This is a genomic window from Stutzerimonas sp. Brlt_14 (assembly GCF_051948915.1).
In the GTDB taxonomy this organism is placed as follows: Bacteria; Pseudomonadota; Gammaproteobacteria; order Pseudomonadales; family Pseudomonadaceae; genus Stutzerimonas; species Stutzerimonas stutzeri.
In genome coordinates, this window is the sequence record NZ_JAYJLM010000003.1 from 200,493 (window position 1) to 222,618 (window position 22,126).

A 22,126-nucleotide genomic window follows, 5' to 3' on the forward strand; every position below is an offset into this window, starting at 1 on the left:
AAAGCGCTGCCACGCCCATTGTCGCGGTCAAGACCGCCAAAGCGCACCATCACCGTCCCTCCTCGAACAGTCGATCCAGCGCATCGAGCAGCGCATCGTCCGGCCGCGCGAAGTAGACGCCCGCCTCGGGCATGCCGCGCAGGAACAGGTAGAAGGCGCCGCCCAGCTGCTCATCGCGAAAATCTGTCAGACGCTGGCGCAGGAAGCGGCGCAGCGCCACCAGATAGATCAGGTATTGCAGGTAGTAGTGCTCGCCCGCCAGCGCCTGCAGCAACCGCTCGCCGCCGTAGTAGCTGGCGTCCGGGCCGAGCCAGTTGGACTTGTAGTCGGCGATGTACCAGCGGCCGCCGTACTCGAAGGTCAGGTCGATAAAGCCCTTGAGAAAGCCCTTGAGGCTGTCGAATTCCAGCCGCGCTGCGGCCTCGCGCAGCGGTGCGGCCAGCCCGTTGGCCGGGTCGGTCAGCAAGGCGCGCAGGCGCGCCACGTCCAGATCCCGCACCGGGAAGGTAAAGCCCAGTTCCGGCAGCCGGCGCGCGGCCTGCAGGCTGGCGAGGGTCAACCCGGCGCCATCCAGATCGGTCTGCAGCACCCGCTCCAGCTGAGCCGTGGCGATGTCCCGCCAGTCCAGGGGCAGGCCGTAGGCCTTGAGCGCCGGCTCGACCAGCTGGGTCAGCTCGCCCTTGGCCCGCGCCCAGTCCTCGAGGATGGCATGCAGGCAGGTACCGGCCCGAGCGCCGCGTGGGAAGGCGAAGAAGCCGCTGCCCGGCTCGCCGGCATCGGGCATCGCCAGGGCGTCGCGGTCCGGCGCTTCCATGTGCATGCCGGCGGCCAGCCCGGAGAAGCTGCCGATGCGCCAGGCGCTGTAGAGGCTGCGGTTGAGCTGCGCCAGCTGCTCGGGCGGCGCTGCGCGGCTGCTGCCCTGGGTGCTGGCCTCACGCGACTCGAGCGGCAGGCAGGCCATGTGCCCGTCGCTCGTGGCGACCAGCCGCTCGATGGCCAGACGCAGGCTACCGCCGTTGAGGCCAGCCAGGTGGTTGCCCAGCTCCGTCAGTGGCTGCTCGCCCGGCAGTTCGCGGCCGTGCAGCAGCCAGGCCAGGGCGCTGCTGTGCAAGCCTTCGTCGGGCAGACTGCCATCCTTCTTCGCCTTGGGCAGGCTCACCGGCCCCCAATGCAGCCAGAGCCGGTCACGCGCGCGGGTCAGGGCGACGTAGGCCAGCCGCAGCTGTTCGGCGAACACCTCCTGACGGGCGCGTTCGAGGTTGTCCTCCAGTTCGCCGCTGCCCAGGTCCAGCAGCGGCTGGCCATCGGCATCGTGACAACGGGCACTGTCCTGGTTCTTGCCGAGCAGCTTGCCGTCCCAGAGAAACGGGCAGAACACCAAGGGGTATTCCAGACCCTTGCTGGTGTGAATGGTGACGATCTGCACCCGTTCGGCATCGCTTTCCAGGCGCAGCAGCGCTTCTTCACCGGCGCCTTCGCTGCCGCGCTGGGCGTTGAACCAGGCGAGCAGCGGCTCGAGCCCGGGCCGCAGCAGGCTCTCGGCCTGCAGCAATTCACCGAGGTGCAAGAGGTTGGTCAGCCGCCGTTCGCCATCCACCCGCGCCAGCAGGCGTTCGGCCACCGCCTGCTCGTCGAGCCAGGCGCGGAACACGCGCATGAAGCCCTGCTGCTGCCAGAGCTGGTGGTAGCGCTCGGCGGCTTCGCGCTCGGCGTCCCATTCATGCTGGTCATCCTGGCAGCGGGCGAGATCGGCGGCGCTGCGGCCCAGCAGGCGCGTCGCCAGGGCATGCCGCAGCAAACCCTCGCGTCCCGGCTCGGCATAGGCGGCAAGCACCGCGGCCAGTTCGCCGGCCTCCTCGCTGCGCCAGACGCTGTCGCGCCCGCGGCGCACGCTGGGCACGCCACGCGCGGCCAGCTCGTCGGCGATCATCCCGGCCTGGCGGTGATTGGCCACCAGCACGGCGATATCGCCGCCCTTGAGCGGGGCGAAACCGCCATCCTTGTCGAAACCTGCGCGTCCCTCGGCGGCGGCGGCCAGCTGCACGGCGATCCGTCGCGCGGTGTCACTGGCCGCCAGCTGCGCGGCGTCACCCTTGCCCAGCGGATCGTCGCCGAGCCAGACCAGCGACAGCGGCGCCGCCTCGCCCTCCTCTGCCAGACGCAGGCTCGCACGCGGCTTGTCGGCGGCACCCACCGGTGGGTAGCGCAGGTCGGGTTGGGCGAACGGCTGCGGATGGTCGAACAGCTGGTTGAGCGCGGCGATCAGCTCGGGCGTCGAGCGGTAGTTGGTCGGCAGGTTGAAGGGTTCGCGATCGGCCTGCTGCTTGGCCGTCATGTAAGTGGCCAGGTCCGCGCCGCGGAAAGCGTAGATCGCCTGCTTGGGGTCACCGACGAAGCACAGCGAGGCATCACGGCCCTTGGCATAGATGCGGTCGAAGATGGCGTACTGGATCGGGTCGGTGTCCTGGAACTCGTCGATCAGCGCCAGCGGATAGGTCGCACGCAGCGATGCCGCCAGGTCCTCGCCGACCGGGCCCTGCAGTGCCTGATCCAGACGATTCAGCAGGTCGTCGAAGGCCAGCAGCCGCTGCGCCGCCTTGCGTTCAGGCAACTCTCGGTTGAGCCGCTCGAGCAGCGCCACCTGCAGGGCGATCAGCCGCTGCTTGCCGGCCGGCAGTGCCTCGGCCACCTGATCGGCCAGCTCGTCCAGGGCCTGGGCCAGCTCGCACACCGGCGCGTCGAAGCCCTTCTTGCAGGCCTTGCTCAGCGCCCGCACGCCGAACTTCGCCGCGCCCTCGGGCAGGTCGAACATCACCGCCGGATCAGCGAAATAGGCGTCCAGTTCCACCTGCCATGGCGCAAACTTGACGTTCTTGTGCGTGCTCTGGCTGAGCCCGCCATGCGCCAGCAGTTCGGCGACCCAGGCGCTACCCGCCTGCTTCCACAACTCGGCAGCCCGCTGCCAGGCCGCCTCGACCGGGCGCAGATCGGCCGCGACCGGCACGCCCTGCGGCTCGACCCGCAGATAGGGCTTGCCCAGATGACTGCGCAGCCGCTGGCGCAACCACTGCGGAGTGATCCGGCTCTTGGCCAGGAAGCGTGCCCAGGCCGGGTCGGCATCGGCCAGCTCGCTGCGCCAGGCGTCGGCGAGCAGCGCGTCGATGATCTCGCGGTCATCCGCGGTCAGCTCGCTGTCGAAGTCGCCGCCGGCCTCGAAGGCCGCGTCCTGCAGGGCGCGCTGGCAGAAGCCGTGGATGGTGAAGATCGCCGCCTCGTCGAAGCCGTGCACCGCCAGCAACAGGCGCCGTCGCGAGGCGTCGTCCGGATAGCGGGCGTGCAGGCGATTGAGAAAGTCATCGCTGCTCGGCGTGCCCTCATAAACCGCCAGCAGATCGGCCAGCCGCGCGCGGATGCGCTCGCGCAGCTCGGCAGTGGCGGCGGTGGTGTAGGTAACCACCAGAATCTGCCCCACCGAGAGCTGGCGCTCCAGCAGCAGACGCGCATAGAGCGCGGTGAGCGTCCAGGTCTTGCCGGTGCCGGCGCTGGCTTCGATCAGCGAGCGGCCGTCGAAGGGCGAGTCGAGGAGGTCTAGTTTCATGGCTTGATCCTCCGAGCCAAAGCCGACTTTGCAGTGCTGGCCGCACCCTCGGGTTGCGCCCCGCCGGGCGCCTTACTTCTTCTTGCTTGCCCAAGAAGAAGTAAGCAAGAAGAAGGGCACCCCAACATCCGGGTCTGGCCGCTGCGCGGCCAGACTTCCCTCGCTCCGGCGCTGCTCCGGGGGCACGCCGCGAAGGGACGTCCCTGTCCCTTCGCGCCTCGCTCGGCATCCATGCCTCGCGTCCCCCTACACAACGCCTGCGCTCGGCCTCCTGAAGGGGATTCATGAGTCGCCTGACAGCGCCTGCGCCTGAAAAACAAGAAGCCGATGCCACCGCGAAAAGCACGTATACCGACATGAGCTGGCGCCGCGAACCGGGGCCCCTCAGGAGGCCGAGTGGAGTCGATGCGCAAGGGGTCGAGCGGCATGGACGCCGCGAGAGCTCCGAAGGGACAGGGACGTCCCTTCGGAGCGTGCCCCTGGAGCAGCGATGGAACGAGGGAACCCCGGCGCAGCCGGGGCCGGATGCGGGGTGTGCTTTCTCTTTGGTTGCTTTCTTTTTGCACAAGCAAAGAGAAAGTGACTCGCCCGTCAGGGGCGAAACCCTGACCGTCGAACAGGCACGGCAGCAAGTGGAGACACAATGCTTCAGACGTCATCACTCTGCTCCTCTCCATCCGCCAACGCATCCAACGCCGGGCCGATCAGCTGTTCGGCCAGGGTTTCGAAACGCTCGTCCAGCGGATCGCGATCGCGGAAGGCCAAGGCGTTCCAGGGGTCTTCGGCTTCGGCGGCAATGGGGCTGAACTCGGCGCCGAGCCAGGCTTCGCGGGCGCGCTTGCGGGCGCAGTCCAGCGGCTCGCTGCCGCGGCTCGGCTTGCGGTAGCCGCGGGCGAACGCCTGGCTGCTGCGCGGCAACAGCGGCAGTGGCTCGCGGATCGCGCTGCGGTAGGCCACCAGCCAGGGCTCCAGCAGCTCGGCGGCGTTGGCCAGCGGCCCCAGCTGCCAGTCACCGGCCGGCGAAAGCATCAGGCTGTGGCGTTCGATGCCGGGCGTGGCGCACAGGTTGAGCAGCAGGTGACGCAGCCAGAACGGCGGCAGGTCCCATTCGCCGAGGCGGCCGAGCTTCCAGCCGAACAGCCCGCCCGGCGTCACGCCATCGAGCCAGCCATGGATGCGCACACCGGCCAGGGTGATATCCACCGGCAGCGGCTCGGGCACGGCGTCCGGGCGCAGTTCGAACAGCCGCGGTGCAAAGGCACGCACCGGTCCGCGCAGTTTGCCCCACAGCGCCTGGCCCAGCTCGCCGGTGGGCAGCCAGCCCGCCGCGCAGGCCATGCGCCGCTCCTCCTCGTCGCTCCAGCCCTGCTCCATCGCTTGCAGCGACAGGCGGCGCAGGCCGTTCCAGGCCGGCATTTCCAGGTCGAACGGTTCGTCGCTGGCAAGCGATTCCTGATCATCGGCCAGGCGCAGACCGAGGCGCTGTTCGAGCAGGAAGCGCGCCGGGTGGCGGAAGCACTGCAGCAGCTGCGACGGCTCGATGGTCAGCCAGGCCTCATCGGGTTCGGCGAGCAGGCTGGCGAAGGGTTGCGCCTGCGCCTGTGGTGGCTCGGCCAGGCGCTGGGCGGCGCGGAACCAGGGCAGCGAATAGCCGGCACAGGGCGCTTCGCCGAAATTACGCGGCGAGAACGGCTGCAGCGGATGCGCGATGAGGATCTTCTGGCTGACCGGCCGCGCCCCGTCGGCCAGCACGGCGGTCATGTCCACCGCCTCCAGTACCTCGCTGAGCAACACCGAGGGCGGCAGCACGGCGTTGTCGCGCGGGTCGCGGCCGACATAGGACAGGTACAGCGCCTGGCGCGCCGAGAGCAGCGTCTCCAGCAGCAGGTAGCGGTCGTCGAGGCGCCGCGCCCGGTCGCCACGGCGCGGATGTCGGCCGATCAGGTCGAAGCCCGACGGCGGCGTGCGCCGCGGGAAGGCGCCATCGTCCAGGCCGAGCAGGCAGACCACTCGGAACGGCAGGCTGCGCATCGGCACCATGGTGCAGAAGGTCACCGCGCCGGTGAGAAAGCCCGAAGCGCCGCCGCCCTGCTGCAGCGCGGCGCTGAGCTGCTGGTGCACCAGTTCCAGCTCGATGGGCCGGGTGAGGTCGGCGGCCTGGGCCTGATCGCGCAGGGCGGCGCAGGCCTGGGAGAGCAACAGCAGCGTCTCGCCGGCCTCGCGCTCGTCGAACAGCGTATCGATCAGCACTTGCAGGTCATCCGCCCACTCGGCCAGCGGGCGCGGCCGAGCCAGTTGATCGGCCAGGCTGCCGAGCCGCTCGACGAAGTCCACCAACCGCCCGAGCAACTGCCCGCGCGCGCCTTCCAGCGCGTCCAGCGGCCAGTGCTCGCCAAGCAAGGGCGCGCGGTCGCCGGCCAGCTGCGGCGGTGCAGCGAAGCCCAGCAGCAGGCGGTCCAGCCCCTGGCGCCAGGTAAAGGCCGATTCGGCCGGCAGCCCCAGCCGTGCGCGCTGCTCGCCATCGCGGCCCCAGCGCACGCCGGCCTCGCGCAGCCAGTCACGCAGCAGCGGCAGGTCTTCGCTCTCGATGCCGGCGCGGCGGGCGATGGCCGGCTGTTCCAGCCAGGCGAGGATTTCCTCGGCCGCGAAACGGCTCTGCGCCAGCAACAGCAGTTCGAGAAAGGCCTCGATCAACGGTACCTCGGCGCGCAGGCTGCGGTCGGCGAGGCTGTAGGGAATCCGCGGGCTGCCCTCGCGCGGGGCGAACACCGCCTCGATGAAAGGCGCATAACGTTCGATGTCGGGGGTCAGCACCACCACCTGATCCGGCGTCAGCGCCGGGTCGGCGGCGAAGCGCGCCAGCAGCTGGTCGTGGAGGATTTCCACCTCGCGCAGCGGCGAGTGGGCGATATGCACCTCCAGCGAACGGTCGTTCTCGGCCAGGCTGATGCGCTCATCGGGCAGGCGGGTGCGCAGGCGCAGGATGTCGTTCTGCAAGGCATGCAGCAGGCTGTCGTCGTGCAGGTCCTCGTCTTCGGAATACAGGCCGAATTCCTGACTGCCTTCGCTGGCGGTCAGGCTGAACAGCGAGTCGAAAAAGTCGCGACCCTGCTTGCCGAGACTCGCCAGTAGCGGATGGCCGACGTCCAGATACCAGTCATCGACACCGCTTTCCGGTTGCCTGGCCAGCTCGCGAATATCGCGAATCTCGCCCCAGGCTTCGCGGCTTGGGTTGAGCGCGCAGACCACCACGTCGATATGCCGCGCCAGGCCGTCGAGCACACGAAGATGGTGCGGCGGCAGGCTGCTGATGCCGAACACCAGCAGGCGCTCGGGGAGGTCCGGCAACGGCTCGTCGCGGTACAGGCGCTGCAGCAGGTCGCCGAGCAGGCGCGCGCGGTGCGGGTGGCCGTCCTTGGTCAGTTCGCGCCAGAGCAGCGCCTGCCAGGCTTCGTCGGGACCGAGGTCGAGGGTTTCGCCGCGCTCCCAGGCCGCCAGCCAGTCGTCGCGATAGAGCAGGTACTGGTCGAAGACGTCGGCGATCTTCGCCGCCAATGACAGCCGCCGGCGCTCATCGCCGCCATCGAGGTACTGCGCCAAACGCGGCGCCAGCTCGAGATTGGCCGGCTCGCACAGCCAGCCGTAGAGGCGCCAGGTCAGGGTGGTCGGGGAGAACGCCGACTGCTCGGGCAGGCTGCCCAGCACCGTGCGGCTCAGGTCCCAGACGAAGGCCGCCGGCAGCTGCAGCTCGAGCTGCATGGCGATGCCCTGCCGGCGCGCCAGCTCCAGGGTCAGCCAGCGGCCCATGCCCTGGCTCGGCACCACCACCCGCGCCGGCGCGAAGGGGTCGGCCAGCGGCTGGGCGAGCAGCGTGGTGGCCAGTTCGCCGAGGGTTTCGAGATCAGGGGCGTGGTAGAGGCTGAGCATGGGCGCACCGCGTGAACAGAAGTCGCTAGGTTACAGGCCGCTCCGCAGGGGAGCGAGCCGTGCGCTTGAGTCTGCATCCCGGATGCGACAGGCCGTGTCGCGGTATTTCTCCTCCTTTCGCCCTGCCCTTTTGCTTCTCTCGACCAATATCAATTGCGCCGCGGCTGCCTAGCATGGGCTTGAGGGGCGGCTGCTTGGTCGCCCGCCATCCGCTCGGGAGTCGTTCATGAACCGCAAGACGCTGCTCGTCCTTTCCCTTTCCGCCACCCTGGGCGCCACGCCGCTGCTGCATGCCCAGGAGCAGGCCCCGCAACGCACCCTTGGCTCGGTGGAGCGCAGCCACGCCAGCCAGGCTCGCGCCCTGCTCGACCAGGCCGTGCTGACCTTCCAGGCCAAGGGCCCGGAGCAGGCGCTGGCCGCCTTCAACGACCGCAGCGGCGAATTCGTCCGCGGCCAGTACTACATCTTCGTGCTCGGCGAGGACGGCACCATGCAGGCCAGCAGCGGGCCGTCGGCCAGCCTGGTGGGACTGAACGTCGGCGAGCTGAAGGACGCCTCCGGCAAGCCGTTCATGCGCGAGCTGCTGGACAAGTCGGCCAGGCAGGAAAGCGGCGAAGTCGAGTACAAGTGGCTCAACCCCGCCGACAACAAGGTCGAGAACAAGATCAGCCAGTTCCGCAAGGTCGGCGACCATGTGCTCTGCGTCGGCTATTACATCCCCCGCGCCACGGCCGAACATGCCAAGGCGCTGCTCGACCGCGCCGTTCGGCAGGTCAAGGACAAGGGCGCCGAGGCAGCCTTCCGCAGCTTCAACGACCCGCGCGGCGGCTTCGTCTTCCAGGATGAATACGTCTTCGCCATCGGCCTCGACGACGGCCGTTACCGCGCCAGCGGCAGCTCGCCGAACCTGGTGGGCGTCGATGTGCGCAGCGTCACCGATGCCGCCGGCAAGCCGCTGTTCAAGGACATGATCGAACTGGCACGCAAGCAGGGTTCGGGCACGGTGGATTACGTCTGGCGCAACCCGGCGACCAATGCGGTCGAGCAGAAGCACACGCTGATCCAGCGGGTCGACGACGTGCTGCTGGGCGTGGGCTACTACACCCGCCCCTGAGGGCACTCGCAGGGTTTGTGACGGTTCGGTGAACGGGGCCGGCGGGCCAGGGTCAATCGAGTATCCCCGGTGCAGATCTGCGTCTTCATGACGCGGCTGTCGTCATTGCCGCTCGCCGGGGCAGGAGCCCGAACCATGCTGACCCTGCTGCACCTGCTGTCGTCCATTGCCCTGCTGGTCTGGGGTACGCATATCGTGCGCACCGGGATCATGCGGGTGTATGGCTCGCACCTGCGGCGCATGCTCGGCCAGAGCATGGGCAACGCGCCGCTGGCCTTCGGCGCCGGCATCGGCGTCACCGCGCTGGTGCAGAGCAGCAATGCCACCGCACTGCTGGCCATTTCCTTCGTCGCTCAGGGCCTGATGGGGCTGCCCACGGCACTGGCGATCATGCTCGGCGCGGATGTCGGTACCGCGCTGATGGCCCGGGTGCTGACCCTCGACCTTTCCTGGCTGTCGCCGCTGCTGACGCTGGTCGGCGTCTGCCTGTTCCTCTCGCGCAAGCAGAGCCGCACCGGCCAGATCGGCCGCGTCCTGATCGGCCTCGGCCTGATCATCCTCGCCCTGCAGCTGATCGTGCACGCCGCCGAGCCGATCACCGAGGCGCGCGGCATGCAGGTGCTGTTCTCTTCGCTCGCCGGCGACACCCTGCTGGCGGTGCTGGTGGGTGCGCTGTTCGCCGTCCTGTCGTATTCCAGCCTGGCGGCGGTGCTGCTGACCTCGACGCTGGCCGGCGCGGGCCTGATCAGCCTGCCGGTGGCACTCGGCCTGGTGATCGGCGCCAACATCGGCAGCGGCCTGCTCGCCTGGTTCAACGCCAGCCTGCAGCCGGCCTCGGCGCGGCGGGTGGCGCTGGGCAACCTGCTGTACAAGCTCGCCGGCCTCATCGTGCTGCCTTTCCTGGTGCCGCTGGTGGCCTGGATGGACACCCTCGGCTACAGCGCGCAGACCCAGGTGATCGGCTTCCACCTGGTCTACAACAGCCTGCGCTGCCTGCTCCTGCTGCCCACCGTGCACCCCATGAGCCGGTTGTGCGAGCGCCTGCTACCCGAGCGCCAGCTGGACAACGGCGTGGCGCAGCCGCGGCACCTCGACCCGGCGGCGCTGGACACACCGAGCCTGGCGCTGGCCAATGCAGTGCGCGAGACCCTGCGCATCGGCGACATGGTGGAGCTGATGCTGGCGCGCCTGCTGGAAGTGCTGCGCGAGGACCGTGCCGAACCGGGCGAGGAGATCCGCCGCCTGGACGACGACGTCGATGCGCTCTACAGCGGGGTCAAGCTCTACCTGGCGCAGATGCCCCGCGAGGACCTGGCCGAGCAGGAGGGCCGGCGCTGGGCGGAGATCATCGAACTGGCGATCAATCTGGAGCAGGCCGGCGACATCATCGAGCACATGGCGAGCAAGGTGCAGAACCTCAAGACCGCCAAGCGCCGTTCCTTCTCCGACAGCGGGCTGGAGGAACTCGGCCAGCTGCATGCCCAGCTCAGCGCCAACCTGCGGCTGGGCCTGTCGGTGTTCATCTCCGGCGACTCCCACGGTGCGCGCCAGCTTCTGCAGCAGAAGCGCCAGTTCCGCAAACTGGAGCGCGAGCTGGCCCATTCCCATGTGCATCGGCTGCACCGACAAGTGGTGGAAAGCATCGAGACCAGCGCGGCGCATCTGGAGCTGATTGCCGACATGAAACGGCTCAATTCGCTGTTCTGCAGCGCCGCCTATCCGGCTCTGGAAGGCCCGGGCAAGCCGCGCACTGCCGGCGACACCAACCGTGAGGTGCTGCCCAGCGAGCCGCACCTGCCGGGGCGTCCCGCCTAGCCTGCGCGGCGCTGCCAGAGGCGGAACAACGGCTCGGCGAGAAACATCACCAGAAACAGCCTGAGCACCTGCACCGCGGTAACCAGCGCCACCGACAGCTGCAAGGCTTCGGCGGTCAGGCACAGCTCGGTGATGCCGCCGGGCATCATGCCGAGCATCAGCGACACCTCGTCCAGCGCCGTCACCCAGCCCAGGGCACCGCCCAGCGCGGCGGCGACCAGCATGGCCAGCAGGGTGAACAGCAGGATGCGCAACAGGAAGGCCGGCGCACTGCGGAAGAACGGCCGATCGAAATGACAGGCCAGCGAGCAGCCGATCAGCCACTGGCCGAGCGCGCCGGCCCAGCCCGGCAGGCCGATGTGCAGGTCGAACGCCACGCTGGCCAGCGCGCAGACGGTCAGCGGGCCGAGCATCCAGGGGTTGGGCTGGCCAAGGCGCTTCCAGAGCAGCGCCAGCAGGCCACCGGCTGGCAGCAGCACGGCGAGCCAGGGCCAGCTCACCGGGGCCGCGGGCGGCGCCGCGACGGTCGGCAACCCCCAGGTGAACAGCGCTGGCACGATCAGCACCACCAGCAGCAGGCGCAGGCTGTGCGCCGCCGCCACGCTGGCCGCCTCGGCCTGGTGCCGGTTGGCCAGCACCACCATCTCGCTGGCGCCACCCGGCATGCTGGCGAAGAATGCAGTGGCACGGTCGCTGCCGCTGCGCAGCAGGATGAAGATGCCGATCAGCCCCAGCAGCAGGGTGCCGACGGCGCCGGCGAGGATCACGCCGAAGTGCGCCAGCACCTCGCGCATCACCTCACCGGTGAAATGCAGGCCGATGGCGCTGGCGACGATCCACTGCCCCACCTGCCGGCCGCGCGGCACCTCGCTCACCAGCCAGCCGCTGCAGCGCACGGCGATAACCGCCAGCAGCGAGCCGACCATCCACGGCAGCGGCCAGTTGGCCAGGCTCGCCAGCCAGCCGCCGAACGCACCGATCAGCGGCGTCGCCCACCAGGCCGGCAGCCGCTGGTGCATATCAGGCCTGTGCCTCGACCGCGTTGCCGCGACGACGCTTGAGGTACCAGCGCAGCCCCGGCATGGCCAGCATCGCCACGGTCAGCCCCCACAGTGCCAGGGTGATCGGGCTGCCGTAGAGAATGCCCAGCTCACCGTTGGAGATCGACAGTGCGCGGCGCAGGTTGTCTTCCATCATCTCGCCGAGGACGAAACCGAGGATCAGCGCCGACAGCGGGAAGTCCAGCTTGCGCAGCAGGTAGCCGAACACGCCGAGACCGACCATCAGCACCAGGTCGAACACGGTGCTGTGCACCGAATACACGCCGACCATGCTGATCACCGTGATCGTCGGTACCAGCACCCAGTTCGGCACGCTGAGCATGCGCGAGAACAGGCCGACCAGGGGGATGTTCATGATCAAGAGGATCACGTTGCCGATGAACAGCGAGGCGATCAGACCCCAGACCACGTCCGGCTGCTGTTCGAACAACAGCGGGCCCGGGGTGATGTTGTACAGCGTCAGTGCGCCGATCATCACCGCGGTGGTGCCCGAACCCGGCACGCCGAGGGTCAGCATGGGGATCAGCGAACCGCAGGCCGAGGCGTTGTTGGCGGCTTCCGGTGCCGCCAGGCCGCGCAGGTCGCCATCGCCGAAGCGGCCCTTGTCACCCGCCATGCGCTTCTCGCTCATGTAGGTCATGGCGCTGGCGATGGTCGCCCCGGCGCCCGGCAGGGTACCGATGACGAAGCCGGCCACGGCACTGCGCACCATGGTCCAGAAGGTCAGGCAGAACTCCTTGAAGTTGAACAGCAGCCGGCCACTGGCCTTGACCGCCTTCTGCCCGCTGTGGGTCTTTTCCAGCATCAGCAGGATCTCGCTGACGCTGAAGAAGCCGATCACCACGATGACGAACTGGATGCCGTCGGACAGGCTGACGCTGCCGAAGGTGAAACGGTAGACGCCGGTGGTCGAGTCGACACCGACGGTGGCCAGCGCCAGGCCCATCAGCGCGGCCATCAGGGTCTTCACCGGCTTGTCGCCGACCATGCCGCCGAGACAGGCGATGGCGAAGATCATCAGTACGAAGTATTCCGCCGGGCCGAAGGCCACCGCCCACTTGGCCAGCAGCGGAGCGAACAGCACCACGCCGCAGGTGGCGATGATGCTGCCGATGAACGAGCTCACCGCCGACAGCGACAGGGCGATGCCAGCCTTGCCCTGACGGGCCAGCGGGTAGCCGTCGAGGGTGGTCATCACCGCCGCGGCGTCACCCGGCACGTTGAGCAGGATCGCCGAGATACGGCCGCCGTATTCGCAGCCCAGGTACACCGCGGCGAGCAGGATCAGTGCGGTCTCCGGCGGCAGGCCGAGGGCAAAGGCCAACGGCAGCAGCAGCGCCACGCCGTTGATCGGGCCGAGGCCGGGCAGCAGGCCGACGACGGTGCCGACGAAGGCGCCGAACAGCGCCACCAGCAGGTTGGTCGGCCGGGTGGCGACATCGAAGCCCTGCATCAAGAAATTCAAAGTTTCCATATCAGCTCTCCAGCAGACGCAGCAGGCCGAGCGGCAGCGGTACGTCCAGCAGGTAATCGAACAGCCCGTAGAGCAGCACGCCGAGCAGCACGCCGCTGATCACGCTGGGCCACAGGCGACCGTTGAACAGCAGGCCGAGGGCGAAACCGGCCAGGGCAGTGCTGATGACGAAGCCGAGGATTTCGAACAGCAGGGCATAGGCCAGCAGCGCCAGCACGCAGAGCACGGCCCGCTGCGCCTTGGCACGATCGAACGCTGGCGTCGGCTCGCCGTGCGGCTTGAACAGCAGCCACGCCGCGCCGCAGGCCATCAGGAACAGCAGCAGCAGCGGATAGGCGCGCGGCCCGACCGGGTCGTAGGCGAAGGGCGCCTCGAAGCCCCAGGCGAGCAGGGCGAGGCCGGCGCAGGCGAGCAGCCACGCCGCGGCGAAGACACGTACGTACATGACGGGATACCTCAGGGGTTCGGCGACCCGGCAGTTGCCGGGCCCGCCGTGCGGCCCGCGGGCGCGGGCCGGTTCACGTTACTTGACCAGGCCGAACTCGCCGGCCAGCGCCTTGTAGTCCTGCACCTGCTTCTCGACGAAGGCCTTGAGCTCGTCGCCGGTCATCGACAGCGGGAACAGGTCGCGCTGCTCGCGCAGCTTGGCGAAGTCCTCGTCGGCCAGCAGGCTGTCGAACTGGCTCTTCCACCAGTTGAAGTCCTCGTCGGAGACTTCCGGCCCCATGTAGAAACCGCGGATCACCGGCCAGCTGATGTCGTAGCCCTGCTCCTTGGCGGTGGGGATGTCGGCCAGCTTGCCCGGCAGGCGCTCGTCGGAGAGCACGGCGAGGATGCGGATCTTGCCGGCGTCGAGTTGCGGGGTGACTTCGCCGAGGCCGCTGGAGGTGACCTGCACATGGCCGCCGAGCATGGCGGTGAGCGTCTCGCCGCCGCCTTCGAAGGCGACATAGCGCAGCTTCTGCGGATCAACGCCGGCGGCGCGGGCGATCAGTGCGGTCTGCATCCAGTCCTGCCCACCGATGGTGGCACCGGCGCCGAACACCACGCTGCCCGGGTCCTTCTTCACCGCGGCGATGAGGTCGTCGAGGTCCTGGTAGGGCGCATCGGCACGCACCGAGATCGCGCCGTAGTCGGTGCCGACCGCGGCCAGCCAGCGCACCGCGGTTTCGTCATAGCGACCGAACTTGCCCTGCGCGAGGTTGAGCAGCGAGCCGCTGGAGAAGGCGGTGATGGTCCCCGCCTCCGCGGCGCGCTGGGCGACCACGGCGTTGTAGGCCACCGCGCCGACGCCGCCGGGCATGTAGGTGACGCGCATCGGCGCCTTGAGCAGGCCGGCGTCCTTCAGGCCGCTCTGGGCCAGCTTGCAGGTCAGGTCGAAACCGCCGCCGGGCTTGGCCGGGGCGATGCACTCGGGGCGCTTGGGCTCGGCCAGCAGCTGGCTGGAGAGCAGCAGGCAGGACGACAGCAGGGCGATACGGCTGAGTCTGGTTTTCATCGGGTGTTCCTCGCGTTCTTGTTCTGTTTACCAGATCGGCAGGCTGTAGCTGACGATCAGACGGTTCTCGTCGGCGTCACGGGCGAAGTCCGAGCGGAACATCGCGTTGCGCCAGCGCACCGCGACGTTCTTCAGCGGGCCGCTCTGCACCACGTACTTCAGCTCGATGTCGCGTTCCCATTCGCTGCCGTTGCTGCCGCCCGCGTATTCGGCGTTGTCGCCGGAGATGTAACGGGTCAGGAAGGTCAGCCCGGGGATGCCCATGGCGGCGAAGTTGTAGTCGTAACGGGCCTGCCAGGAGCGCTCGTCGGCGTTGGCGAAGTCGTTGATCTGCACGAAGTTGACCAGGAACGGATCGCTGCCATCGATATAGGCATAGCCGGTATCGCCGCGCATCTGCTGGTAGCCGAGGCTGACCTTGTGCCCGCCGAGGCTGTAACCCAGCATGCCGTTCCAGGCCTGGTTGTCGATCTTGCCGGCGTTGGCCGCGCCGGTGTCGTCGCTGAACATCACGCGCAGATCGGCGCTCAGCGCGGAGTTGTCGGTCAGCGGCTTGACCGCCAGCAGGCCGAAGAAATGCTGGCGGTATACATCATCCAGCTCGCCGTAGTAGTAGCGGCCGGTGAGGTTCTTGTTGAAGGCGTATTCGGCCCCGGCGAAGGTCAGGTGATCGGCCTCGGCGGCACTGGCGAAACGGCTGTTCTTGTTGTTCAGCTGCAGGTCCTGGGAGTTGGTCGAAGCGCGGTCGATGACCTTGTCCAAGCGCCCGCCGATCAGCGTCAGCCCTTCGATGTCCTTGGAAGTGGCGGTGCCGCCTTCGAACACCTGCGGCAGCGTGCGGCTGTCGCTGGCCTTGACCACCGGCATCTCCGGGATGTGCGAGCCATAGCGCAGCTCGGTCTCGGCGATCTTCGCCTTGGCGGTCAGGCCCAGGCGGCTGAACTCGTCCGGGGTGCCGCCATCGTCCTGCACCGGCAAGAGGTCAGTGCCGGCGCGACCACCGCCGGAGTCCAGCTTGACGCCGAGCATGCCCAGCGCATCCAGGCCGACGCCGACGGTGCCTTCGGTGAAGCCGGACTGCACGTCGAGGATGAAACCCTGGGTCCACTCTTCGCGCTTGGACTGGGCGGTGCCTTCGCGGAAATCGCGGTTCAGGTAGATGTTGTGGGTCTGCAGAGTTGCACTGCTGTCTTCGATGAACGCGGCCTGGGCGAGCGGCGCCAGCGAGGCGGCGGCAACGGCGAGAGCGAGACGAGCAGGAGCGGGTGAGCGTCTGACGGCAGTCAGCATCGGGGTATCTCCACTATTGTTTTTGTTGTGACGGCGCATGCGCCGCGCAAGGTGGATCGAGCCACCTGTAAGCGATCCTATGGGGTCAAGCTTTCGCCAGCCTTTCAGCGTCGAAAGCCTGCGGCGACTCTTGCCGTCTGCCGCTACACTGGCGCCCCGTCGCAATGGCAGAGGACAGGCAATGCGGATTCTTCTGGTCGAGGATCACCCCCAGCTGGCCGAGAGCGTGGCGCAGGCGCTGCGCGGCGCCGGCTGGACCGTGGACCTGCTGCACGACGGCATCGCCGCCGACCTGGCGCTGGCCAGCGAGGACTATGCGCTGGCGATTCTCGACGTCGGGCTGCCGCGGCTGGATGGCTTTCAGGTGCTGGCGCGCCTGCGCGGGCGCGGCAAGACGCTGCCGGTGCTGATGCTCACCGCGCGAGGTGAGGTCAGCGATCGCGTGCACGGGCTCAACCTCGGTGCCGACGACTACCTGGCCAAGCCGTTCGAGCTGTCCGAACTGGAAGCGCGGGTCAAGGCGCTGCTGCGACGCAGCGTCGGCGGCGGCGAGCGCCAGCAGCGCTGCGGTGTACTGGTCTACGACCTGGATGCGCGGCGCTTCAGCCTGGCCGACGAGCCGCTGACCCTGACCTCCCGGGAACAGGGCGTGCTCGAGGCACTGATCGCCCGTCCCGGCCGGGTGATGAGCAAGGACCAGCTGGCCGCCCAGGTGTTCGGCCTGGACGAGGACGCCAGCGCCGACGCCATCGAGATCTATGTCTACCGACTGCGCAAGAAGCTCGAGGGCCAACCGGTGCGCATCGTCACCTTCCGCGGCCTGGGCTACATGCTCGAGGCGCTCGATGGCTGAGCCGGAGGTCGCCGGCAGCCTGCGCGCCCGGCTGCTGCGCCGGCTGGCGATCCTGCTCGCGCTGCTGCTGCTGTTCAGCGGCTGGAGTGCCTACTGGAACGGCCGTGCCGCTGCCGATACCGCCTACGACCGTACCCTGCTCGCCTCGGCCCGAGCCATCGCCGACGGCCTGGTCACTCACGAGGGTGTGCTGCGCGCCAACGTGCCCTACGTGGCGCTCGACACCTTCGCCTATGACAGCGCCGGACGCATCTACTACGGGGTGCTGGACATCCAGGGGCGCCTGGTCAGCGGCTACGAGAACCTGCCCGCCCCTGCCGCCGACACCCCGCGCACCGACGATTACCCGGCCCTGGCGCGTTTCTACGATGGCGAATTCCAGGGCCAGGGCGTGCGCCTGGTGAGCCTGCTGCAGCCGGTCAGCGAGCCGGAGCTCAACGGCATCGCCGAGATCCGCGTGGCCGAGACCCTCGGCGCCCGGGAGCGCATGGCGCGCAGCCTGCTCACCGATACCCTGTGGCGGGTCGGGCTGATGGCCGTCGCCGCGCTGCTGCTGGTATGGCTGGCGGTAAGTGCCGCGTTGCGGCCGCTGGGCCGGCTCAGCGAGGCGGTGCAGGAACGCGCACCGGACGATCTGCGGCCGCTGCCGCTGGTCAGCGTGCAGCGCGAGCTGCGCCCGCTGGTGGTCGCGCTCAACGGCTTCACCGAACGCCTGCGCGGCCAGTTCGAACGCCAGGCACGCTTCATCGCCGACGCCTCCCACGAGCTGCGCACGCCGCTGGCGGCCCTCAAGGCGCGCATCGAGCTGGGCCTGCGCGACGCCGATCCCGCCGCCTGGCGCAGCACCCTGGAGGACGCCGGACAGAGCACCGACAAGGTCATCCACCTGGCCAATCAGCTGCTTTCCCTGGCGCGCATCGAAAGCGGCGCGCAGTCCATCGCCGAGGGTGGCGCGCAGCGCCTGGACCTCTCGCAGCTGGCCCGCGAGCTGGGCCTGGCGATGGCGGCACTGGCGCACAAGCGCGGCGTCGCCCTGGCCCTGGAAGCCGAGGCGCCGGTATGGATCGACGGCGAGCCGACGTTGATCAGCGAACTGCTGAGCAACCTGCTGGACAACGCCCTGGCGCATACCCTCGGTGGCGGCAACGTGGTGCTGCGGGTGCTCGACGGCGCCGTGCTGGAGGTGGAGGACGACGGCCCTGGCATTCCGGTCGCCGAGCGCGATCGCGTCTTTGCCCGCTTCTATCGCCGCGACACCAGCGGCCATGGCGCCGGCCTGGGTCTGGCCATCGTCGGCGAGATCGTCCGCGCCCACCGCGCCGAGATCAGCCTCGATCAGGGTGCGCTGGGCGGGTTGCTGGTGCGGGTGCGCTTCATACCGGCTGAGGGCTGACGCCGGGGCCGGTTTCGCCGATCGCCGCCTCGGGCGCACAGACCACCCGATTGCGACCGGCGTGCTTGGCGGCATACAGCGCCGCATCCGCAGCGGCCAGCAGCGCCTCTGCCGAGGCACAGGTCGACCCCAGCGTGGCGACGCCAAGGCTGATGGTCAACGCCACCGGCAGGTCGCCGTGGCGCAGCTGCAGGCGCTCGATGTCCTGGCGGATCCGCTCCGCCAGCACAACCGCCTGGCGCTGATCGGATGCCGGCAGCAGCACGACGAACTCCTCGCCGCCATAGCGTGCCGCCAGGTCGCCGGCACGCTGGCAATGCGCCATGAGCACCGCCGCCACCTGCCGCAGGCACTCGTCACCGAACGGATGGCCATAGCTATCGTTGATGCGCTTGAAGTGATCGATGTCGGCCAGCAGCACTGCCAGCGGGCTGCCGCTGCGGCGGGCACGGCGAATCTCCTCGTCCAGCACGCCGTCGAAGCGCCGGCGGTTGGCCAGCTGGGTCAGCGCGTCGGTGGCGCTCAGGCGCAGCAGTTCGGCATTGGCGGTCTCCAGTCCCTGCCTGGCCTCTTCCAGCGCGCGGGTGCGCTCGTAGACCCGCGCCTCCAGCACCTCGTTGGCCTGCAGCTGCAGGTCCAGCGCCTCCTGCTTGGCCTGCAGGTGCAGGGCGCGCTCGGCGGCGAGCGACTCGGACGTCTGCAGCGCCAGCTGCTGCGCGGCGATACGCCGGTTGCGCTCGATGTTGATGCGCTCGGCCAGCGCCATGGAGAGCAGCACGAACTCGGTGAACATGCCGATCAGCTGGCCGTTCAAGGTCCAGGCGTTGAGCGGCAGCACGCCGTTGAGTGCCAGCAGGTTGACCACGGTGAACACCAGCAGCGTGCTCCAGGCGATGCTGAACAGCCGCGCGGACGGGTTGCCGCGCGCCCAAAGATTGAGCGTGATCGCCATGGTCAGCACACAGTGCAGCAGCGCGACGCTTTCCATGAATGTATAGCGGGCCAGGGCCGGCGCCAGCAGCAGGATCACCACCACGGCTCCCCAGTACAGCGTGAGGGTGATCGAAACTGCCCAGACCCAACCGCCGTAACGCCGCACACCGAGAAAGCGCAGGGCGAACAGCATCGGTGTGAAGAAACACAGGGCGGCCGAGAGCCCGTAGAAGCGTGCCGAGAGTTCGGGAATCTCCGGCCAGAGATAGAGCTGGCCGAAGCCGGTGATGCTCAGCACGTAGAACACCGCACTGAGCAGATAGAGCACGTAGAAGAAGTAGCTGCCGTCACGGGTGAAGACCAGCAGGCTCAGGTTGTACAGCACGATCACCAGGATGCCGCCGAAGAACAGGCTGACCAGGGTGACGTCCCGCAGGCGGCCCTCGACGAACTGCTTCTCGTCGATCAGCTCCAGCGGCAACGCCAGGGTTTCGCGGGCCTGCACCTGCAGATAGACCACCGCCCGCTCGCCCGGCGGCAGCTCGAGTGGGTAGACGAAATGATGGTCGGCCAGCGGCCGAGCGCTCAGCGCCAGGGCGTCGCCTGCCAGCATCGGGGCACCCCAGCGACCGCTGTCCGGGTAGTGCAGGCGCACCGCGACCCGGTCGAGCACCGGCCACTTCAGCAACAGGTACCAGAGCCGCGCATCCGTCCCGCCGTTGCGCAAGAACAGGCGCAGCCAGGCACCGTCGGGCTGCTTGCCCAGCGTCGGACGCGCCAGCGGTTGCCATGGCCAGGCGTCGCTGGCCGCTGCGTCGAAGTCCGCCGCGGGCATGCCGAGCACGTACTCCAGGGCGCCGAGCTGCAGGGTCGAGGCGCCGCGTGTCTGGACCGCCGCCGAGCCGGCCGCGGTGGCGGCCACCGTAGGCGACAGCAGCAGGCAGGCCAACAGCAGCAGGAGCAGACGTGTCATGGGATTGCCTCGGGGTGCAACGGGCCGGCGTACTGCCAGCTAACCGGCGCCATTTAACCAACGACGCGCTCGTCGCCATGATGCCACTGTGATGGCACGTTGTCCCGCTCCGGGCGACAGGCTGCCGTCAGGCCCGTCGTCGCGCCCAGAACTGCTGCACCAGTTCGAGCATGCCGTCGGCCAGCTGCGCCACACCGGACGCGCTGCGCTGGCTGTGCAGGCCGTTGGTGACGTGCTCATCGGAGCTGCCTCGGATGCTGACGATGCTCTGGCTGATCTCCTCGCTGGCCGAGCTCTGCTGATCGACCGCCGCGGCGATCTGGTTGCTCATGGCGCTGATCTCGGTGACCCGGCTGTTGATGCCGCTCAGCGAATGCTCGGCCTGGTCCGCATGGCTGACGCTGTGCTGCGCCTGCTCGCGACTGCGCTGCATGACCTCCACCGCCTGGCGCGCGCCGGCCTGCAACGAGCCGATCATGCGCTGGATGTCGGTGGTCGCCAGGGAGGTGCGCGAGGCCAGCTGGCGCACCTCGTCGGCAACCACGGCGAAGCCGCGGCCCTGATCGCCGGCGCGCGCGGCTTCGATGGCGGCGTTCAGCGCCAGCAGGTTGGTCTGCTCGGCGATGCCGTGAATCACCTCGAGCACGCGGCTGATTTCCTGGCTGTGACTCTCGAGCTGATGGATCACCTCGGCGGCCTGCTGGATGTCACCCGCCAGCCGGGTGATGCTGTCGCCGGTGCGCCCGACGATCTGCCGTCCACTGGCCGCCTCGCTGTCGGCCCGTGCCGCCACCTCGGCGGTGCGCTGGGCATTGAGCGCGACATCCTGCACGCTGGCGGTCATCTGCTGGATGGCGGTGGCGATGAGGTCGGTCTCGCGCTGCTGCCGCGAAGCGCTTTCGGTGCTGCCCTGCATCGCACCGAGCAGGTTGCGGGCATGCTCGCTGAGCTGGCGGCTGCAGTCGGCGATGCGCCCGACCATGGCGCCGGCTTCGGTTTCCAGCATCTTCATGGCGAAGGCGATCTCGCCGATTTCATCCTTGCGCCCGGTGTAGATCAGCTGGCTGACCGGGTTGTGCCCCACTCGCCGCGCCTGCCGGGCCAGGCGCGACAGCGGCGCCAGGGTGAATGCCGCAAGCGCGGCGGCGGCCGCACCCATCGCCAGCCCGACCACTGTGGCAATGCCAGGAGCCGAACCCAACAGGCTACCGAGGGCCACACCGAACGCACCGGCACCGGCGGCCAGCAGCGCCACTCGCTCGCGCAGGCCCATGGTGCAACGCAGTGCCCGCGCGCCACGGCCATCGCGCAGCGCGGCATACAGCGCCTCGGCAGCACGGATCTGCTCGGGTTGGGCGCGGGTTCGCACGGACTGGTATTCCACCACCTTGCCGTCGCGGCTGACCGGTGTAGCGAAGGCGCTGACCCAGTAGTGGTCGCCGTTCTTGCAGCGATTCTTGACGATGCCCATCCACGAGCGGCTCGTCTGCAGCGTCTGCCAGAGATCGGCGAAGGCTTCGACCGGCATGTCCGGGTGACGGACCAGGTTATGCGGCGCGCCGAGCAGTTCGGCTTCGTCAAAGCCGGAAATCGCGACGAAGTCCGGGTTGGCGTAGGTGATGGTGCCTTTGAGATCGGTGGTGGACAGGATGTTCGCCGTTTCACCGACCATGACTTCACGGCCGCTGACGGGCAGGTTGAGGCGCATAAACAGATCTTCCTTGGAAAAATGGTCTGAGTACGCGAGGCAGGTTCGGCGCCGCTTCTGGTGGCGGCGCTCGGATCGGTGCGAAGCACCTTCTTGTTTACATGCTGCTTGCTGCGTTGCTGTTTACCTTGCTGTCGTGACGACTGTGCAGTCAGCCCTCCTCTTTCTCGCCGGTATCGGTTTCCAGTTGTTCGAGCAGATCGATCAGGCGCCGGCGCAACTGGCCGAGCTCGCGGGACTTGAACGAGCGGCGGGTGCGTTCGAGCTCCTGGATGGTGTCTTCCAGCGCGGTACGCAGGGCTTCTTCGGTCAGCATCGGTTCGTCTTCGTGTGCCACATGCAGATTGGGTGCCGGCTTGGCCCCGGTGGTCGGCCGGCTGGTTTCAGAGCAATAAAAAAGGCGCCAGTCGAGGTTCATCCCGGAGGGATGTCACGGCTGGCGCCTTAGCTATCAGGTCCGATTGTCCTGAGCGGTAAAGCAGCTTTCGC

At 68.7% G+C, this 22,126-nt stretch carries 14 protein-coding genes; 4 read left to right on the forward strand and 10 right to left on the reverse strand.

Annotation, left to right across the window (positions count from 1 at the left end; translation table 11 throughout):
• Positions 1–49: 49 nt before the first annotated feature.
• Together recB and recC are read right to left on the reverse strand one after the other, a co-directional pair.
• Positions 50–3,598: an exodeoxyribonuclease V subunit beta gene (recB, locus tag VF716_RS08065; RefSeq protein ID WP_020305610.1), complete on the reverse strand. Its 3,549-nt coding sequence runs from the start codon at positions 3,596–3,598 to the stop codon at positions 50–52.
• A 648-nt stretch (positions 3,599–4,246) separates the two neighbouring features.
• Entirely contained in the window at positions 4,247–7,525 is a 3,279-nt protein-coding gene (gene recC / locus VF716_RS08070; protein ID WP_017244139.1) for an exodeoxyribonuclease V subunit gamma, read from the reverse strand.
• A gap of 226 nt (positions 7,526–7,751) precedes the next feature.
• Here recC and VF716_RS08075 point away from each other — a divergent pair, with 226 nt between their 5' ends.
• Both VF716_RS08075 and VF716_RS08080 read left to right on the forward strand, forming a co-directional pair.
• Complete coding sequence (locus VF716_RS08075) at positions 7,752–8,639, forward strand: cache domain-containing protein (RefSeq protein WP_014598046.1); 888 nt, start codon at positions 7,752–7,754, stop codon at positions 8,637–8,639.
• A 135-nt stretch (positions 8,640–8,774) separates the two neighbouring features.
• Entirely contained in the window at positions 8,775–10,454 is a 1,680-nt protein-coding gene (locus VF716_RS08080; protein ID WP_014598047.1) for a Na/Pi cotransporter family protein, read from the forward strand.
• Here the strand turns inward: VF716_RS08080 and VF716_RS08085 are convergent.
• From VF716_RS08085 to VF716_RS08105, 5 genes are all read right to left on the reverse strand, one after another.
• Positions 10,451–11,473, reverse strand: a complete 1,023-nt coding sequence (locus tag VF716_RS08085; protein ID WP_017244141.1) for an AbrB family transcriptional regulator — start codon at positions 11,471–11,473, stop codon at positions 10,451–10,453. The two genes, VF716_RS08080 and VF716_RS08085, sit on opposite strands and share 4 nt — an antisense overlap.
• Position 11,474: 1 nt before the next feature.
• A complete protein-coding gene (locus VF716_RS08090; protein WP_013984387.1) occupies positions 11,475–12,989 on the reverse strand; it encodes a tripartite tricarboxylate transporter permease in 1,515 nt (504 codons plus the stop codon).
• A gap of 1 nt (position 12,990) precedes the next feature.
• Positions 12,991–13,434, reverse strand: a complete 444-nt coding sequence (locus VF716_RS08095; protein WP_011915042.1) for a tripartite tricarboxylate transporter TctB family protein — start codon at positions 13,432–13,434, stop codon at positions 12,991–12,993.
• 78 nt (positions 13,435–13,512) lie between these two features.
• Positions 13,513–14,487, reverse strand: a complete 975-nt coding sequence (locus VF716_RS08100) for a tripartite tricarboxylate transporter substrate binding protein (RefSeq protein ID WP_013984388.1) — start codon at positions 14,485–14,487, stop codon at positions 13,513–13,515.
• Positions 14,488–14,514: 27 nt separating this feature from the next.
• Positions 14,515–15,777, reverse strand: a complete 1,263-nt coding sequence (locus tag VF716_RS08105) for an OprD family porin (protein ID WP_019406031.1) — start codon at positions 15,775–15,777, stop codon at positions 14,515–14,517.
• Positions 15,778–15,958: 181 nt separating this feature from the next.
• On the opposite strand from VF716_RS08105, the gene VF716_RS08110 reads away from it, so the two are divergent.
• Positions 15,959–16,630 (forward strand): response regulator, encoded by a 672-nt coding sequence (locus tag VF716_RS08110; RefSeq protein ID WP_053528249.1) that lies wholly within the window; start codon positions 15,959–15,961, stop codon positions 16,628–16,630.
• On the forward strand, positions 16,623–18,023 hold the full coding sequence (locus tag VF716_RS08115; RefSeq protein ID WP_011915046.1) for a sensor histidine kinase: 1,401 nt from the start codon (positions 16,623–16,625) through the stop codon (positions 18,021–18,023). The genes VF716_RS08110 and VF716_RS08115 overlap by 8 nt, the downstream gene beginning before the upstream one ends.
• Here the strand turns inward: VF716_RS08115 and VF716_RS08120 are convergent.
• The 3 genes from VF716_RS08120 to VF716_RS08130 all read right to left on the reverse strand — a co-directional run bounded on the left by VF716_RS08120 (position 18,004) and on the right by VF716_RS08130 (position 21,953).
• A complete protein-coding gene (locus tag VF716_RS08120) occupies positions 18,004–19,929 on the reverse strand; it encodes a sensor domain-containing diguanylate cyclase (RefSeq protein WP_440552442.1) in 1,926 nt (641 codons plus the stop codon). The two genes, VF716_RS08115 and VF716_RS08120, sit on opposite strands and share 20 nt — an antisense overlap.
• A 127-nt stretch (positions 19,930–20,056) precedes the next feature.
• Positions 20,057–21,637 carry a methyl-accepting chemotaxis protein gene (locus VF716_RS08125; RefSeq protein WP_440552444.1) on the reverse strand — a complete coding sequence of 527 codons (1,581 nt, stop codon included), beginning with the start codon at positions 21,635–21,637 and terminating at the stop codon, positions 20,057–20,059.
• 151 nt (positions 21,638–21,788) lie between these two features.
• Entirely contained in the window at positions 21,789–21,953 is a 165-nt protein-coding gene (locus VF716_RS08130) for a hypothetical protein (RefSeq protein ID WP_185751350.1), read from the reverse strand.
• Between the last annotated feature and the right edge of the window lie 173 nt (positions 21,954–22,126).

Excerpts from the sequence above, each read along its gene's own strand:
- VF716_RS08125 (WP_440552444.1), bottom strand. The coding sequence starts at position 21,637 with ATGCGCCTCAACCTGCCCGTCAGCGGCCGTGAAGTCATGGTCGGTGAA.
- VF716_RS08085 (WP_017244141.1), bottom strand. The coding sequence starts at position 11,473 with ATGCACCAGCGGCTGCCGGCCTGGTGGGCGACGCCGCTGATCGGTGCG.
- VF716_RS08120 (WP_440552442.1), bottom strand. The coding sequence starts at position 19,929 with ATGACACGTCTGCTCCTGCTGCTGTTGGCCTGCCTGCTGCTGTCGCCT.
- VF716_RS08095 (WP_011915042.1), bottom strand. The coding sequence starts at position 13,434 with ATGTACGTACGTGTCTTCGCCGCGGCGTGGCTGCTCGCCTGCGCCGGC.
- VF716_RS08090 (WP_013984387.1), bottom strand. The coding sequence starts at position 12,989 with ATGGAAACTTTGAATTTCTTGATGCAGGGCTTCGATGTCGCCACCCGG.
- VF716_RS08075 (WP_014598046.1), top strand. The coding sequence starts at position 7,752 with ATGAACCGCAAGACGCTGCTCGTCCTTTCCCTTTCCGCCACCCTGGGC.
- VF716_RS08130 (WP_185751350.1), bottom strand. The coding sequence starts at position 21,953 with ATGCTGACCGAAGAAGCCCTGCGTACCGCGCTGGAAGACACCATCCAG.
- VF716_RS08110 (WP_053528249.1), top strand. The coding sequence starts at position 15,959 with ATGCGGATTCTTCTGGTCGAGGATCACCCCCAGCTGGCCGAGAGCGTG.
- recB (WP_020305610.1), bottom strand. The coding sequence starts at position 3,598 with ATGAAACTAGACCTCCTCGACTCGCCCTTCGACGGCCGCTCGCTGATC.
- VF716_RS08105 (WP_019406031.1), bottom strand. The coding sequence starts at position 15,777 with ATGCTGACTGCCGTCAGACGCTCACCCGCTCCTGCTCGTCTCGCTCTC.
- recC (WP_017244139.1), bottom strand. The coding sequence starts at position 7,525 with ATGCTCAGCCTCTACCACGCCCCTGATCTCGAAACCCTCGGCGAACTG.
- VF716_RS08100 (WP_013984388.1), bottom strand. The coding sequence starts at position 14,487 with ATGAAAACCAGACTCAGCCGTATCGCCCTGCTGTCGTCCTGCCTGCTG.
- VF716_RS08115 (WP_011915046.1), top strand. The coding sequence starts at position 16,623 with ATGGCTGAGCCGGAGGTCGCCGGCAGCCTGCGCGCCCGGCTGCTGCGC.
- VF716_RS08080 (WP_014598047.1), top strand. The coding sequence starts at position 8,775 with ATGCTGACCCTGCTGCACCTGCTGTCGTCCATTGCCCTGCTGGTCTGG.